At 38.6% G+C, this 17,493-nt stretch carries 8 protein-coding genes; 4 read left to right on the forward strand and 4 right to left on the reverse strand.

The genetic code is table 11. The annotated features are described in order from the left end of the window. Window positions 1-38: 38 nt before the first annotated feature. Genes infB through L2567_RS15440 form a run of 3 tightly spaced genes read right to left on the reverse strand, consistent with a single transcriptional unit; the run spans window position 39 to window position 4,659 of the window. Window positions 39-2,822 (reverse strand): translation initiation factor IF-2, encoded by a 2,784-nt coding sequence (gene infB / locus L2567_RS15430; protein ID WP_235298701.1) that lies wholly within the window; start codon window positions 2,820-2,822, stop codon window positions 39-41. A 40-nt stretch (window positions 2,823-2,862) separates the two neighbouring features. Next, on the reverse strand, window positions 2,863-4,098 hold the full coding sequence (gene nusA, locus L2567_RS15435) for a transcription termination factor NusA (RefSeq protein WP_235298702.1): 1,236 nt from the start codon (window positions 4,096-4,098) through the stop codon (window positions 2,863-2,865). A gap of 12 nt (window positions 4,099-4,110) precedes the next feature. Continuing rightward, complete coding sequence (locus L2567_RS15440; RefSeq protein WP_235298703.1) at window positions 4,111-4,659, reverse strand: LSm family protein; 549 nt, start codon at window positions 4,657-4,659, stop codon at window positions 4,111-4,113. 104 nt (window positions 4,660-4,763) lie between these two features. Here L2567_RS15440 and L2567_RS15445 point away from each other — a divergent pair, with 104 nt between their 5' ends. Then, window positions 4,764-5,645, forward strand: a complete 882-nt coding sequence (locus L2567_RS15445) for a mechanosensitive ion channel family protein (protein WP_235298704.1) — start codon at window positions 4,764-4,766, stop codon at window positions 5,643-5,645. Between the two features lie 3 nt (window positions 5,646-5,648). On the opposite strand, the gene L2567_RS15450 is transcribed toward L2567_RS15445, so the two are convergent. Next, the gene (locus L2567_RS15450; protein ID WP_235298705.1) at window positions 5,649-9,707 is read right to left on the reverse strand and encodes a two-component regulator propeller domain-containing protein; all 4,059 of its coding nucleotides are present in this window, start codon (window positions 9,705-9,707) and stop codon (window positions 5,649-5,651) included. 251 nt (window positions 9,708-9,958) lie between these two features. Here L2567_RS15450 and L2567_RS15455 point away from each other — a divergent pair, with 251 nt between their 5' ends. The 3 genes from L2567_RS15455 to L2567_RS15465 all read left to right on the forward strand — a co-directional run bounded on the left by L2567_RS15455 (window position 9,959) and on the right by L2567_RS15465 (window position 17,441). Beyond that, window positions 9,959-13,024, forward strand: a complete 3,066-nt coding sequence (locus tag L2567_RS15455; RefSeq protein WP_235298706.1) for a SusC/RagA family TonB-linked outer membrane protein — start codon at window positions 9,959-9,961, stop codon at window positions 13,022-13,024. A gap of 11 nt (window positions 13,025-13,035) precedes the next feature. Further along, entirely contained in the window at window positions 13,036-14,742 is a 1,707-nt protein-coding gene (locus L2567_RS15460; RefSeq protein WP_235298707.1) for a RagB/SusD family nutrient uptake outer membrane protein, read from the forward strand. Between the two features lie 173 nt (window positions 14,743-14,915). Then, a complete protein-coding gene (locus L2567_RS15465) occupies window positions 14,916-17,441 on the forward strand; it encodes a hypothetical protein (RefSeq protein WP_235298708.1) in 2,526 nt (841 codons plus the stop codon). Window positions 17,442-17,493: the final 52 nt, after the last annotated feature.

The following is a 17,493-nucleotide window of genomic DNA, read 5'->3' on the forward strand; positions in this document are numbered from 1 at the left end:
GAATTTAAAACTGAGCCAAAAGCCAAAGGCCAAAAGCCTTAATCCAACGTTTGCCTGATCTCTACAATTTCGTAAACCTCAATCTGGTCACCCTCTTTTATATCATTATAATTCTTGATGGTCAAACCACATTCCAAACCTTTCTTTACCTCTTTAACGTCATCTTTGAAACGTTTCAATGTACTGATTTCTCCTACAACATTAGGCTTGGTGGGATAAACTACAATACCGTCTCTGATTAACCTGATCTTCGAGTTTCTGCTGATCGAACCTTCCTGAACAATACAACCTGCAATGGTACCCACCTTCGAAATCTTATAAGTCTCACGCACTTCGAGTTGACCCGTAATTTTTTCTTCCTGAGTCGGCTCCAGCATACCTTCAATCGCTGCACGTATGGTATCTATTGCTTCATAAATGACAGAATAGGTCTTAATTTCTACACCCTCTCTCTCTGCCAGGTTCCTTGCGCCCATAGATGGTCTCACCTGGAAACCAATGATGATCGCATCCGACGCCGATGCTAATAAAACATCAGATTCAATGATTTGACCTACACCCTTATGAATGATATTAACCTGTACAGTTTCAATGGATTGTTTCTGTAATGAGTCAGCAAGTGCCTCAATAGAGCCATCCACATCACCTTTGATAATAAGATTAAGTTCTTTAAAGGTACCAAGTGCCAGTCGTCTTCCGATTTCATCCAAACTGATTCGCTTACTTGCTCTATTGGTTTGTTCCCTGATGATTTGACCTCTTCTGGCAGCTACCTGTCGAGCTTCCTGCTCTGAATCAGCCACTTTGAATTTTTCGCCAGCCTGTGGTGCCCCGCTCAGTCCCAGAACCAATACGGGTTGTGAAGGTCCTGCTTTTTTAACCCTTTTACCTTTTTCGTTAAACATAGCCTTGACCTTACCGGAGTGCTCACCAGAAACAATAGGATCACCGATTTCCAGTGTTCCATTTTGAACCAATATTTTGGTTACATATCCTCTGCCTTTATCTAAAGAGGCTTCTATGACTGTACCAAATGCTTCTCTGTCGGGATTGGCCTGCAGCTCTAATAATTCCGATTCAAGGACTATTTTCTCAAGCAATTTATCAATATTCAAACCTGTTTTTGCAGATATGTCTTGAGACTGGTATTTACCTCCCCATTCTTCTACCAGCAGGTTCATCTGAGAAAGTTCTTGTTTGATTCTTTCTGGTTGAGCTCCTGGTTTGTCGATTTTATTAATAGCGAAAATCATGGGAACACCGGCTGCTTGAGCGTGACTGATAGCCTCTTTAGTCTGAGGCATGATGTTGTCATCTGCAGCAATGATAATTACGGCGACATCCGTTACCTTGGCACCTCTGGCTCTCATCGCTGTAAATGCTTCGTGTCCGGGAGTATCGAGGAAGGTCACTTTATCGTTTCCTTCACCAACTTTTACCTCATAGGCACCAATATGCTGTGTAATACCACCAGCTTCACCTTCGGCAACACTTGCACTTCTAATGTAATCCAAAAGTGACGTCTTTCCGTGATCAACGTGTCCCATGACGGTTACAATAGGTGCGCGAGGCTCGAGATCTTCCGGATCATCCTCTATTTCTTCGAAATCGTCATCTTCTTCTACAGCTGAGATAAATTCGATTTCTCTATTAAATTCTTCTGCAAGAAGCTCTATGATTTCAGCATCTAGTCTTTGATTGATCGATACTATAACACCCAAGTTCATACAGGTGGTAATCACATCAGTGACCGATACATCCATCAGATTAGCAAATTCCGAAACGGAGATGAATTCTGTCAACTGAATTGTTTCAGTAGCACCTTCCATTTCTTTGATTTCTTGCTTCTCTCTTTTCTCTTCTCGGTTTTCCCTTCTTATTTTTTGACGCTTATTTTTCCCCCTATTTTGAAGGCGCGCCATGGTTGCCTTAATTTTATCTTCAATTTCTTTCTGAGAAACCTCTTTGATTTCATCTTCTTTCCTGCCCCTTGTTCCGCCTCTTCTATTGTTACCAGAATTAGAGCTGTTGCTGCGACTTCCTGAACCGGATGATTGAAAGTTTCTAGCGGATACTTTTTTACGTTTCCGCTTTCTCCTGCTTCCACTATCTCCCGATTTAGCATCACCTTTGTTGTCCGAAGTGGCCTCCTTTTTCTTAGGCCGCTTCATCTCCTTTAATTTATCTGCGTCAATTTTGCCAAGTACTTTAACCCCCTTCAATGTTGGAGCTTCAGCTCTTATTAGTTTGTCTTCCTCAACAGTCTCAGTAGGTTTGGTTTCAGTGTCGGAAGCAGCTTCTATCTTCTCCGTTTTCTGCTTTTCTACAGGCTTTTCTTCGACTTCCTCTTTTTTAGGAGTAATCTTTTTTTCCTCTTGAACAGGCTCTTCTTCCTTTTCCGGAGCTTTCTTTTTCTGATCAAGATCTATTTTTCCTACAACTCTTAATCCTGGTGCAGGTCCGTCACTGGCTACTTGCTTAACTTCATCTTTTTCCTGGACCTCTTCTTTTTTAGGTTCCTCCTTCGGCTTTTCTTCTACTTTGGGAGCAATTACTTCCTGCTTAGGAGTTTCTTTTGCTTTTGGAAAAAGTCGTGGCCTTTCATCTTCAGTCTTAATTCTTGTGCCTATCACAAGCTTATCCGCTTTTTCTTTTTCGGCAATAGAATTGCTAAACTGCTTGAGCAGTTCGTCGTACATATCATCCGTAACCTTGGATGTAGGCTTGTTATCGATTTCGAAACCCGCTTTATTCAGGTGTTCTACTATCGTTGCCGTTCCGACATTTAATTCTTTTGCTATTTTAACCAGACGTCTAGCCATGCAGTCTAAATATGTTTTTAATTTACTATAACTTACTGACTTATTCCTCGAATTCTGCAGCCAATATCTTTAAGACATCCTCTACAGTCTCTTCTTCTAAGTCTGTTCTTCTTGTCAATTCTTCTTTGCTCAGGTTCAAAACACTTCTCGCCGAATCACAACCGATCGCCTTAAGTGAATCAATAACCCAATCTTCGATTTCATCTGTGAATTCGTCTAAATCTACATCATCGAGCTCGAATTCATCGGAATCTCTATATACATCTATTTCATATCCTGTCAGCTTACCGGCCAGTTTGATATTAGATCCTCCTTTCCCTATTGCGAGTGATACCTGATCAGGCTTCAAAAATACTGAAGCTGTCATCGTTTCATTATTCAGTTCGATATTGGTCACCTTTGCAGGAGTCAACGATCTTTGAATAAATAGGACATTATTATTGGTAAAGTTAACAATATCTATGTTCTCGTTTTTCAACTCCCTAACGATACCGTGAATTCTGGAGCCTTTCATACCCACACATGCTCCTACAGGATCGATTCTATCATCGTAAGATTCAACGGCCACTTTCGCTCTTTCGCCTGGAATCCTCACGATCTTTTTAACGGTAATCAGTCCATCCTCTATCTCAGGAACTTCCTGCTCCAGTAATTTTTCAAGGAACCTGGTATCTGTTCTGGACATAATCACCACAGGATTGTTATTTTTCATATCCACCCTGCTGATTACACCTTTGACCATATCCCCTTTTCTAAAAAAGTCTCCTCTGATCATTTCAGACCTCGGTAGGATAATTTCGTTCCCAGTCACATCATCAATGATTAAGATTTCTCTTTTTAGTATTTGATGAACTTCACCCAGAATAATATCACCTACCCTGTCAGAGTATCTTTTGAAAATTTCGTCTTTTTCCAGCTCCATAATTCTGGAGATCAAAGTTTGTCTAGCTGCCATAATAGACCTTCGACCAAACTCTTCTAGAGTTAATTGTTCGTAACACTCTTCTCCTACTTCATAGTCTTCGTCAATACTAATGGCTTCAGAGATGGAAATCTGAGATCGGTCATCAGTGACCTCTCCATCCGGCACAATCTCGCGAACTCTCCACATTTCTAAGTCACCGTTCGTCGTATTCACAATCACATCATAATTCTCATCCGAACCATATTTCTTTCTAATTAAAGTTCTAAATACATCTTCTAAAACCCTCACCATGGTGGGTCTGTCTATATTTTTACTTCCTTTAAATTCGGAAAAAGTTTCAACCAAATTCATCTTGCAAACATTTTAAAAACTGACTTTTACAATTATTTTCTCGATCTCCTCATCTTTAATAGGATGCTGGACCGTTTTCTTTATTTTCTTTTTTCCCTGCTTTTCCTTGACTTCATATTCAAGTTCAATGCGATCATCTTCAACAGACTTCAAAATTCCTTTTACTTGTTCGCCATCTTTTGTGGTCACTTCTACGGTTCGACCAATGTTCTTAAAGTACTGTCGTTTGAATTTTAAAGGCTTGCCAATACCCGGAGAAGAAACTTCTAATTTGTATTTCTCACCGAATACAGCTGTCTCATCAAAATGTCCTTCCAGGAATCTGCTGATCTTACGACATTTGTCAAATCCCATATCTGAATCACTGTCCACGAAAACATTGATATTATTACCGCTGACATTTAGCTCAGTAACAAAACAATCATCTAACTCACTATCCTGAAAATACTCCTCAAGGAGCTGGGCAATCTGTTCTTCTTTCAAATCAAATATTCTTAAAAATGAAAAGAGGGAATCACGACTGTTCCCTCTTTTCCTCAAAAGCAGTGCAAATATATGCATTTTCTATTAATAATCAATGCTTTTTGTTAAAAGGCATTAATTAAGAATGATATATCTGCCTTGCACTGCTCCTATAAATTTTTATATTGCCTAAAAATTATAATATGGAAAGTTGGACACAAGTGTGGGAACTACTCAGTGAAAAATTAAACGCATGGTTTGACAAATTAGTTCTTTCACTACCCAATATTATATTGGCGATAGTATTACTGATTGCAGGCTTGTTTATCATCAGAATGTTAAAAGGGAAAATCAGCAAAGCCAGTACCCGAATCAGTTCTAAAGTGGCACTGCAAAGATTGGTGGCAAATATGATCAGAGTAGCTTTATTTATTTTACTACTCATACTCATACTTGCTGTTCTTGGTTTGTCAAAATCAGTGACTACCATCTTAGCTTCGGCAGGTGTGATGGGTCTGGCGGTAGGTTTGGCGCTTCAGGATCCACTCATGAACTTCTTCTCAGGAGTTATAATGAGTGTCAAAACCAGCTTTAATATTGGCGACTTCATTGAATCGAACGGGCATATCGGTTCTGTTCAAAACATCTCATTAAGAAATACACAAATAAGGACATTGACGGGTGAGGAAGTTAGTATTCCGAATAAGATGGTATTGCAAAATGCTGTGAAGAACATGTCTACCAATGGTACCAGAAGAGTAGACATTGTGTGTGGTGTAGGATACAGCTCGAATCTTCGCATTGTTAAAGAGGTAGCTATGAAAGCTGTCGATCCTATCGCTTATAAAGCAGAGACTATTGCAAGACCCGTTGAATTTATTTTTACAGGTTTTGGTGACTCCGCTATTAATTTTCAACTTAGATTCTGGACCAATCCTGACAATGTATGGCAGTTTTTAGAATTGAAGAGTGAAGGAATTATGCGACTTAAGGAAGCCTTTGACCAGGAAGAAATCAACATACCATTTCCTATTCGTACGATTGATTTCAGTAACCCATTGGCATTAAACAAGGATAAAGTGTAGAGATTATTCTTGCATAGTTAACTCATGCTTCGCGAGATATTTTTCTTCACCTGTATGTTCAGCTTCTTTCTTAAATTGGACAGGAGTTTTGCTAAATTGTTTTTTAAAGCATCTGGAGAAGTATTTTGGATCATTAAATCCTGACCTGTAGGCGGTCTGAGAAACAGAGTATCCGTATTTAACCATAAGAACGGCAGCCTTTTTAAGCCGGATGTATCGCACATAATCTACAAGGCTGTATCCGGTAAGTTTCTGACATTTCCTATATAAAGTGGAATATCCCATATTAAGATCTTCAGCGAGCTCTTCCATTTTAAAATTAGGCATATCAAGTCTACTTTTAATCGACTCTATCAGATTTTCAAGGAAGATCTCATCGTTAGATTTTTTCTGCACGAAGTTTGGGTCACTTAATTTCTGCTTCCTGTATTGACTGATTAGATTTTCTTTGGAGATTAAGATATTATTGATTTTCAATAGCAACTCATTAGTGTTAAAAGGCTTATTAATAAATTCAATGGCACCAGATTTAAGTCCTGCAATTTTTGCCTTAGTGGAATTTTTCGCTGTCAGCATTATAATGGGTATAGGCTGTGTCAAGGGGTTAGCCTGAAGTTTTTCGCACATTTCTATACCATCCATCTTTGGCATCATGATGTCAGTAAGAATGAGGTCGGGACGATTGCTTTCAGCATAGAAGTAGCCCTCTTCTCCATTTTCCGCGGTGATTACATTGTAAAATGGTTTAAGTAGGTCAATGAGAAAGTTTTGTAAATCCAGATTATCTTCTACAACCAGCAGTGTCCTGCCTTCAGGAAATTCAGACTGGGATTGAACAATTTCATTTATATCTGCTTGACTTGCTTCTGGCTCTGTATAATCATCCATAAGAATTTTTTCATTTTCATCATAGGAAAATTCAGCGGTATCCAAGGTAAGGCGGAAGGTTGTTCCCTGACCTTTCTTTGAATCGACAGTAATCTCTCCTCTATGCAACTCTATGATATCTTTAACTAAAGACAATCCTATTCCTGATCCTGTTTGTTTTTTATTTTCTTCAGACTGATAAAACAGTTGCCATATTTTTTCAAGTTCTTCAGGTGGTATGCCAGAACCGGAATCCGAAACAACAATTTCTACTTTTTTTGATTTTTTAGATTCTGCTACCTCTAGAAATACACTACCATCCTCAGGCGTGAACTTGAAAGCGTTAGAAAGGAGATTATAGATGACATGGCTCAGTTTATCTTTATCATACCACTCTTTAGTTAAATGTGATGGACAATGGACTTCAAAGTCAATTTTTTTCTGCCTTGCTAGCTCTTTGAATGATGTTTCTATTTCCTTAATATTACTGTGCAGATCATTTCTAGTTATGATTAACTTTAAATGTTGATATTCTTTATCTCTAAGTAAGGTTAATTTCCTAGCTATCTTTGAAAGTCGATCTGCATTTCCTGAGATGATTTTTAACCTCTGCTTCAGAAGCATATCACCATTTTTTACAGCACGATTGATCATGTCTTCGATAGGCCCTAAAATAATTGTAATAGGGGTCTGGATTTCATGAGACATTTTAGCGAAGAAGTCCATCTTAGTTTCATGTAGTTCTTGATCCTTGCGATGAATCACTTTCTCCATAAATAGTGATTTTTTTAATCTATACCATCGACTAATTGCCACAGCTACTAGAGTGAGTAAGGTGAGATAGAAAAAAATAGCTGGCCAACTGAGTAAAATATGAGGTTTTACCCTTATCATAATTTTTCTTTCTAGTGTTTTTTGGTTACCATCGCTAACATTGGCACGCACCTTAAAGACATAATTTCCAGAAGGAATATTCGTGTAGGTAGCATTTCTTTCTGAGGCCTGAATCCATTCTTTATCGAATCCGTCTAAGATATATTCGTAATTAAAGTCCGGGTTCAATACATTTCCGATAGCAGCAAACTTGATCGAAAATGAGGATTGATTGTTTCTCAATGAAATTTTCTCTACATTATTAAGTCCGGATAATATTTGACTAGGAATCTGCTCTTCAGCTGACTTATGAAGAATATTTAAGCCTGTGATCTGGATATTCGCATCGGTATCAGGTCGATCCATAGCTGAAGGATGGAAAAAACTAAGGCCATTGGTTCCACCAAAATACAATACTCCATCTTTATCTTTGAATGAACTTCTAGTTATGTAGTAGTTGCCTTGGAGGCCGATGTTCTCGTAAAGAATTTCAGAATTATTCTCCTTTAAATCATGATGGATGATTCCATTTTTCGAACTCAACCATATATTTTCACTGTCTTCTACTTCTATGGACCTGTATAGCCTCTCATAATTAGTGGTACCCTTTTCCAGTTTTGTAAACTTATTTTTTCGTGTGTCAAAGTAGAAGATATCACTTGACTGATTAAGTATCCAAAGCTTTCCATTTTTGTCAGAAACCAAATGATTTACTGATTTAATTGTGATTCCATCACTTGGCTGGTGGTTCACAAATACAGTCTTTGAAATGTCGTTTTCGTTAATCATAGCGCTCTTTAGCCCTCCATTAACCATACCTATCCAGATTCTACCGTTTTCATCTTCTACAATTCCTTGTGCTATGTATCCATTTAGACCATTTGTATTGCGGGGTACAGAGGCTAATTTCTTTTTGTCGGAACTAAAAATAGAGATGCCGAAATGATCACCTACCCAGATCCTTCCTTTTGAATCATTAAAAACGGTCCTAATATCAGAGGGTGACCTTCCATCGCCATAGTCATACTTCAAATTTCTAGGAGGACTGCCGGTATCATTGATTATCCATAGACCATTTTTGTAACTACCTACCCAAATATCTCCCTGTGAATCTTCAGCTAAAGACTGAGCGTAAAAATCATTTTCAGTAAAGTAATAGGAAGTGTGATCAGCTCCGACTTTTTTTATGCCTGCACCATCAGTACCTATCCATAAATCTTCTTTACTTGATTTTAGTATAGAAAGTATGGTTTGTGGAACATTTGACCTAGAACCCGAATCATAACCTATGGATTCATGATAAAATGGACTAATGTATATATTCCCATACTTAGTAGTGAACCACAGATTATGATCACGATCTTCGAAAACATCCCGGATTGTATTGTTAGAAAATGATTTTGGATCTGCTTCATTTCTCAGAAAATGCCGAGTCTCGCCATTTTGTGTATTTATTTTATAAAGGCCATCGCCATCCGTCCCTACCCACAAGTTTTGGGCGTTGTCCAGATAAAGATTAAGGATGATACTGCTAGTAAGATTATCTATTTCCCCCTGCATAAATCGATTGGTTATAAATCGATCATCTTTTGTATCATATGCATACAAGCCTTTTTCCACAGTTCCAATCCATAAAACTCCATAGTCATCTAGTTCCATATTAAAGGAAATACCGTAGTAATCAGAGTCTAAAGAACTTACGGTTTGAGCAGGAATATCAAATTTGTACATGTCTCTTGCCGTCGTACCGAAAAATGCAATGCTATCATTTAAAATCTGGAAAGCTGTTATATTTTTTACTTCAAAAGGTGCAGAGCCAATATTTGTAATAGTGGTTATTTCTTGGCTTTCATTCAGTTTCAGTATATCTCCATTTTCTGTAAGTAGATATTTGAGATTGTTTTCAACTATTAAAAGTTTGATATTGTTGTGATCGATAAGCTGGTTAATATCGACAAGCTGTTGTCTATGCACATCGTATTTCAGAACTCGGCCTGCATATGTGAAAAGCCATAAATCTCCAGTTGCGTCATTTTTTATCGACATAATTCTGTCAGCAGGTGAGATGTAGTCAGACAGAGCTTTATTACTTAGCTTTTCGTAGTTATATCCATTATATAGGAAGATCTGACCATCACTTAGCATCCAAACATTGCCGTCTTTTCCTTGTGTAGTCATGCTAATATCGAGTGGAAATCCTTCTACATTCGGCGATAGATGCCTTAGGTTTAATTCGCTTTGAGCATCTAACGTTTGGGCTCCCAACGTCATCACGAGCTGGATGAAGTAAATTATGATATAGGTATGTAACGTTATTCTCATTTGTTGAAAATTAATGTCAAGATAGTGAATAATAGATGATCATATTTATACTACTGTCCCTATTCTTAGGAGGATTTCATCATTAAGGTGGACTAATTCGGCAACTACAAACTATTGCAGAAAAACTACACGATAAGGCTGATTTTATGGGCCCCTCCCTGGATAATTAGCTTGATATTAGGATCGTTGAAAAGTTGATCTAAGAATAAAATTGAAGAACAGCTATTTAGTAACTGCAATAAAAATAAATGATGAAAGCAATTTTACAAATCGTCGGAGTTTCTATCCTATTGATGTTTCAAGGGCTCCAGGCGCAACACATCGTGAATGGCTTTATTACAGATGAAAGTGAAGAGCCTATGATAGGTGCTACCATTACAGAAAAAGGCACGACTAAAGGGACGATTACTGATATAAATGGAGAATTCACACTTGAAGTCTCCAGTTCTGATGCAGTACTCAATGTGTCTTTTCTAGGTTATAATACTAAAGAGGTTATGGTCGATGGAAGATCAGATATTGATATTACGCTCGAATACAGTGCTTCAGAACTGGAAGAAGTGGTTGTGGTCGGCTATGGTACTCAACAGAAAAAAGATATTACCGGCTCTATTGAAACAATTAGTAGCCAGGAAATAACTGAAAGAAATGTGACAAATGTTTCTAATGCTTTGCAAGGTGCTGTTGCAGGATTAGTCGTCACCAGATCAGGATCGGCGCCAGGATCTGGCAATACATTGAGAATTAGGGGAAACACTACGTTGCAGGGTAGTAATGATCCTTTGGTATTAATAGATGACATTCCAGGAAACATAAATGATGTGACTCCTGATCAGATCGAATCCATAGCTGTGTTAAAAGACGGTGCAGCTGCCGCTGTCTATGGCTCAAGAGCAGCAGCTGGTGTTATTATTATTACTACTAAACGAGCTAAATCAGGTCAATTTAACATTAATTACAGTGGTGATTATTTTATCAATACACCAACTCAGCGTCGGGAATATGTTAATGCATTGACCTACATGCAAATGGATAATGAAAAGTCCTGGAATGACAATGGAAATGGAGACAATGAGTTTCCGATTTGGTCAGAGGAAACAATTAACAAATACGTGGATGGAAGTGCGGCTGATAATCGAGATTTATACCCTGATACCGACTGGGCAGGATTAATCCTGAAGCAAAATTCCATGGGTCATAGACACAATATTAATATGACAGGTGGAACTGATAGAGTCAAATCGAATGCTTTTTTCGGATATGAGTTTCAAGATGCTTTATATAATTACAGGGATTGGCAACGATATACTACACGCATCAACAATGACCTACAATTGACAGATAAAATAGGAGCCATTGCTGATATTAATTTCAAGTTTACGAAGGAAAACAATCCGATCGTCAACCCAATCCAACTGGCATTGCAGGCCGCACCTGTTTATCCCGCTGTATGGGAAGACGGAAGGTACGCAGAGGGAAAAAGTGGAGATAATATTTATCTGAGATATAATGAAGGTGGATTTTCAAAGTCAAATAGTTACCTATTTACAGGAAGGATGGGGCTTTTTTACAAACCAATCGATAATCTCAAAATCTCTTTTAATCTGACACCTACTGCTACTTTTACAGACGGTAAAACATTTTCGAAGGAGGTAAGATACTGGAACAGTGACGATCCTGACCAGATACAAGAAGGTACTTTGATTCCGGGTCAGACCCAGAATGCCTTGCAGGAATCCAGGTATCAGTTTACAGCTTTAATGAAGCAAGGTTTAGTGAATTACGATAAATCTTTTTCTAACCACAACTTAAATGTTTTAGGTGGTGCAGAAGAACGCTCTTCTACTACAGAGGTACTAGGTGTAAGGGGACAGAATTTTGAAAGTGCAGATTTTCCATTTTTAAATCAGGCACCAACTGCAGAGGTTTTCAATAATGGTACGGGGATCTCAGAAGTAGCTTATCGGTCAGTTTTTGGAAGGCTTAATTACAATTTCGATGATCGATATTTCCTTGGCGCAGCCGTAAGAAGGGACGGATCATCCCGTTTCGGAACTGAGCATAGATGGGGCACTTTCCCATCTGTTTCTGCGGCATGGACGATTTCGAATGAGCCATTCTTTGAGAATTTACTTAAGCCATTGTCGCACCTTAAACTCAAAGGTTCTTATGGTACGTTAGGCAATGATAGACTAGGGAATTACCTCTATATAACTCAACTGCAGATTCAAAATATTCTATTAGCGAACGGTGTGAATACCGAGGAAGCAAGGGCACTTTCACAGCTTTATCTTACAACACCGGATATCAGATGGGAAACTACAGTAACTAAGAATGCAGGTATAGAAATAGGTTTATTCGATTACAGATTCTCTCTTCAAGCAGAATACTTTGTGAAAGAGACGAAGGATATGTTGCTCAGTCTCAGCGTTCCGGATTTGGTAGGCTTTGAAGATCCAACGGTGAATGTGGGGTCTATGACTACCACTGGTTGGGATTTAAGTACAAATTGGCAGGATGAATTTAGCAACGGATTACGCTATGGTATTTCTTTTAATATTTCTGATGCAAGATCGATTATCGGCGATATTAATGGCAAAAGATTATTCAGCGGTGTAACGCTTTCGGAAGAAGGCAGTGAGTTTCAGGAATTATACGGCTTGAAGTCTGATGGATTATATCAGGATGCCGGATCGGTCGAAGGTACACCAGTAACCAGTGCAGCAGTAGGGGCAGGAGATGTACGATATCAGGACATTAGCGGTCCGGATGATGTGCCTGATGGAGTAATTAATGATTTCGATAGAGTATTTCTGGGAAGTTCTTTGCCAAGATTAAATTATGGTGGTCGTTTATTTGCTAATTTCAAAGGTATTGACCTTTCATGTGCGTTTCAAGGGGTTGGCAAAAGAAACCTTTTTCTATCCCAAAGTTATATTAGGCCTTTTATCGCTAGCTGGCTATCACCTAATAAGGAATATGCCAGTAGTTATTGGAGCGAATATAATTCAACAGAAGAGAATGCAAATGCTAAGTACCCTAGATTATCAGAAACCGCTGCTGGAAACAACTATAGATTTTCTGATTTCTGGCTAAGAAATGGGGCATACTTTAGAGTGAAGAATATTTCAATTGGATATACCATACCTCAGACTCTGGTTAATTACTCCGGATTAAGCGGCTTAAGAATTAATCTTTCGGGAAATGACTTATTTACTTTTGATATGCTACCTGATGGAATCGATCCTGAGCAAACTTCAGGTGTCGGATATTTTATTACAAGTTCTTACCTGGTAGGTGTAAGAGCTAAATTCTAAAAATAATTATGATGAAAAATACAATATGTTTAATTGCTCTATTGGTGTTCGGAGCTTGTACGGATTTAGATCTTGTTCCATTGGATGCACCAACTTCTGCACCCTTTACTTCTAAACAACAGTTTAGAGAAGGTGTGAATGAAGGTTATCGTATGTTTCACTGGATTCGTGATGAATCGCAGAATGGAATGACTGATGATTTTCAGCGACGTGACGCCTTAGATGAGATAAAGGCAGGTACGATGAATGCAGAGAGTGCTAGGGTTGCTGCCAGGTGGCAGGACAAATATAAAGGCATTTCTAGAATGCTTGCGATTAAGGATCAGCTAGAAAATCAGGTGGGAATTTTAGGAGAAAAGGAGGCCAATGTTTTGCTAGGTGAGACTCATTTTTTTCTAGCCAGTTTTTGGTCATATTTGATATCACACTATGGAGATGTCCCGTTTTATGAAGACGTCCTTTCAGTAGATGAAGCCTTCGAAGTTTCCAGAACTGATAAAGAAGTGATTCTTCAAACTATATATGATTATTATGATCATGCTACAGAGCACTTACCGGTGAGTTATTCAGGCCAGCAGTATGTTACAAAAGGAGCAGCTCTAGCCATGAAAGCAAGAATTGCCCTTTACATGGGTGATTATCCAAAAGCTGCTGAATCTGCAAAAGCTTGTATGGACTTAGCAGTCTATGAATTACACCCAAGTTATTCAGAATTATTTCTATCGGGAACGAAAACTTCAAACGAACTCATTTTCTTTATTCCCAGAAGCGATGCGCTCAATGTAAGAATAGGTGATGCTGATTTACTCCCTAGAATACATGGTGGGTGGGGCGCTAAACAACCTACATGGGAGCTACTTGCTTCCTATGAATGTGTAGATGGACTCCCTATCGACAAATCTCCATTATTCGACCCACAGAATCCCTTTAAGAACAGGGACCCAAGATGCCTGGCTACCATTGTTCCATTTGGTTCACTGGAAGAAGGTGACGGCAAAGAGGCTAGCGATGGTTCGATATATATGGGAATCGAATATAATCCCCATCCGGATGCACTCGAGGTTTTAAATGCCAATACTGGTGAAATGATATATAATCACGATACCAGAGCCAATAAAACTTTTGCTTCTTTTAATGGACTACTTTGGAAAAAGGGACTGGATGAAAACTGGAAAGCACCTACTACCGCAGAGAACAATCACATCGTTATTCGGTATGCTGATGTTTTACTGATGTATGCCGAAGCTAAAATGGAGTTAAACGAGATTGATAATTCTGTGCTTGCAGCTATTAATCAGGTGAGAGATAGAGCCTATGCTCAATCTTCATTTACTAATCCAGCAGTCACGACCACAAATCAAGAGGAGTTAAGGTATATCATAAGAAATGAAAGGAGAGCAGAATTAGCCTTTGAGGGTTTAAGATATATGGATTTAATAAGATGGCGACTTGCACATGAAGTGCTTTCCGGACACACATACGGTATGCTGGATGTTGCGGATCTGAAAGCTAAAGTTGTAGATGAAGGACTGTGGTTCTGGGCATTGACTCCGGAAATAGATGAGAATGGTTTTGCCAATTTTAACCCGCTTATCGAGGCTGGATATGCAAGAACTTTAAATGTTATTGATTTCCCTCAAAGGCAATATCTTTTTCCTATTCCTTCTGAAGAAATTTTATTGGCTCCAGGTTTAGCACCTAATAATGAGGGTTATTAAGAGAACCTATTTCATAATTGGGTCAAGGCAACAATTTTAATAGTGAAGTTTTCCATACAATTTTTTGACTTGTCGCACTGAATGCTCTGCAAGGATGCGTTCAGTGTGGCAAATTTTGAAAATTAGAATTTACTGTAATAATCTAATTCCACTTTCAATTATTAAATTTAAATATGAATTTTAAGCAGATCATCATCTTAGCAGCTTGCTTCCTTACTATGAACAGTTGCTTTCTGACCGTGACTCATGAAGTTTCACCTACTACCGTGGAAGTTAAGAATGGAGAAATTACCAAGGTTTCCGGAGAGCGAAAAATCAGTGGCATCTATCCACATTTAACGACTTATGCCCATGGAAGAATAGATGGCTCATATGGATTTGGAAGTGAGTGTGGAATAGGTGCACTAGCAGAATGGAATAACAAACTGTATATGATTAATTATGCTGCACACCAGCCCAAAGGGAGTGAACATAAGCTATATATTATCGATCAAAATCTTAATATGGAGATTTTCGAAGGTAGTATAGGAGGTACGCCTACTGCTCGAATGGTGCACCAAGAATCCAACCAATTGTTTTTAGGACCATATGTAATTAGTAAAGAAGGAAATATTAGAGTCATACCATACTCTAGAATGGAAGGTAGATTAAATGCTTATGCCAGACATCTTAAAGATCCTGAGAACATGGTCTATATGTATGATATGGAGGGTATGTTATATGAGGTCAATGTTAATGATCTGACCGTCAATAAGCTTTTTCACGATCCGCTTCCCGGCTGGCACGGAAAAGGTGCTTATACCAGCCAGGGTAAACTGGTGGTTTCCAATAATGGCGAACATGCTAATGAAGGCCGGAGAACAAGTGATCAAGACAACTGGGACAGCGATGACTACGAGTGGGTAAATTCTTGGAAGGTAGAAAAAAATGGAATCTTTGGCAGGGATAAATTGGGAATTCTGGCAGAATTTGATGGAGAAGAATTCAAAGTCATAGAGCGAAAGCAGTTTACTGACATAACCACTAAAAATGGTGTTTATGCCGTTCCCAACGATGATTCACCGCTATGGGCGATTGGCTGGGATGAAAAATCCGTTAGATTAAAGGTAATGGATCAGGGCAAATGGTACACGTATCTATTACCAAAAGCTACGTATAATAATGATCCGCCTCACGGATGGTTTACTGAGTGGCCTAGGATCAGGTCTATAGGAGAAGATAGAATGCTTATGGATATGCATGGCATGTTCTATGATTTTCCCGCAAGCTTTTCCTCTTCAAATACGGCAGGGATAGAACCAATCGGGTCACATTTGCGATACATTCCTGATTTTATTCAGTGGAATGGACAGTTGGTCATTGCGACGGATGAAACCAGCATTCAGGGGAATCCATATGCAGGTCAACCTCAATCTAATCTTTGGCTTGGGAAGTATGAAGATTTGAAAGAATGGGGACCCGCATCAGGTTACGGAGCCATTTGGCTGGAGGATGAAGTTGAAGCCAATTCAATATCGGACCCCTTTCTAATATCCGGCTTTACACATAAAATGATCTACTTAGTTAATCATGGGGATGAAAAGGTCAAAATTGACATAGAAATAGACAGTACAGGAAATAATGATTTTCAGAACTCAGAATCTGTAATGATACCTGCTGGATCTACCGTTCCTTTCTTAATGGATTCTGATATAAATGGAGAATGGCTGCGACTAAGGTCGGATAGAATGAGTAAGATATCAGCCAGTCTTCATCTAACGAATAATTTTACGCAGGAAAGAGAAGATGAAACCCTTTTTGAGGGACTTGCAGAGATAGACTATGAAGGCAAAGTAAATTATTCTAAGCTGTACAGTAACAAGACAAATTTCAACCTAAGTATTTTTTCAGGTGATGTGAAAAATGAAACATTCCACGTAACGCATGAACATGAGTTCACAAAGTTTGATTTTACTTTTGATCCTGGTATAAATGATACCACAGCAAGTTACACCTTAAGGGTAAAAGACATCTGGTATGAAGATGAGGCCTCAATCGTCCTTCGAACAAGTGATGAGCAGTTGAGACTGCCTAAAACGAACGAGCTTTTTAGTCAAAAACTCCCTTCTACAGTAGCCAGAGTAGTAAGGGAAGTTGAATCAGAAAGGGAATTAGCTAATATTGCCGGAACATTTTATGAGTTACCACTTTGGAAAGTTGGCCAAGAGCCTTTTTATCATATGCTCAGGCCTGTTGCTACTCACAATAAGCAAATTTTTGATTTTAATACTTGGAATGGTTTATTGGTGTTAAGTGGAGTTAAGGTAAATGCGCCAGAATCTGATCACATCTACAAGTCTGATGATGGTAAAACAGGATTGTGGTTTGGGGGAATAGATGATTTATGGAAGCTTGGTAAGCCTAAAGGTATGGGCGGACCTTGGAAAGATACGGCTATAAAAGCCGGAGAACCATCAGATAAATTCTTAATGACGGGTTATGATCAAAAATCAATGACTTTATCTGCAGATCAAAATACAGAGGTTACATTAATGCTATATGTGAATCATTATCTTGACCAGCCAGTGAAATACAAGACTTTTAAACTTAATGCCGGTGAAGAAATCACCTATTCATTTCCAAAAGGATTTAGTGCACATTGGGCACAATTAGTCAGTTCTGAAGACTGCAATGCAACTGCTTGGTTTGAATACGATTAAAGACTTCAAATTTTTATACCTTCATTGCTCATCAGTGATAAAATAGAAAAGT

Origin of the sequence: Portibacter marinus (assembly GCF_021533195.1) — a bacterium.
In the GTDB taxonomy this organism is placed as follows: domain Bacteria; phylum Bacteroidota; class Bacteroidia; order Chitinophagales; family Saprospiraceae; genus Portibacter; species Portibacter marinus.

Excerpts from the sequence above, each read along its gene's own strand:
- infB (WP_235298701.1), bottom strand. The coding sequence starts at position 2,822 with ATGGCTAGACGTCTGGTTAAAATAGCAAAAGAATTAAATGTCGGAACG.
- nusA (WP_235298702.1), bottom strand. The coding sequence starts at position 4,098 with ATGAATTTGGTTGAAACTTTTTCCGAATTTAAAGGAAGTAAAAATATA.
- L2567_RS15440 (WP_235298703.1), bottom strand. The coding sequence starts at position 4,659 with ATGCATATATTTGCACTGCTTTTGAGGAAAAGAGGGAACAGTCGTGAT.
- L2567_RS15445 (WP_235298704.1), top strand. The coding sequence starts at position 4,764 with ATGGAAAGTTGGACACAAGTGTGGGAACTACTCAGTGAAAAATTAAAC.
- L2567_RS15450 (WP_235298705.1), bottom strand. The coding sequence starts at position 9,707 with ATGAGAATAACGTTACATACCTATATCATAATTTACTTCATCCAGCTC.
- L2567_RS15455 (WP_235298706.1), top strand. The coding sequence starts at position 9,959 with ATGAAAGCAATTTTACAAATCGTCGGAGTTTCTATCCTATTGATGTTT.
- L2567_RS15460 (WP_235298707.1), top strand. The coding sequence starts at position 13,036 with ATGAAAAATACAATATGTTTAATTGCTCTATTGGTGTTCGGAGCTTGT.
- L2567_RS15465 (WP_235298708.1), top strand. The coding sequence starts at position 14,916 with ATGAATTTTAAGCAGATCATCATCTTAGCAGCTTGCTTCCTTACTATG.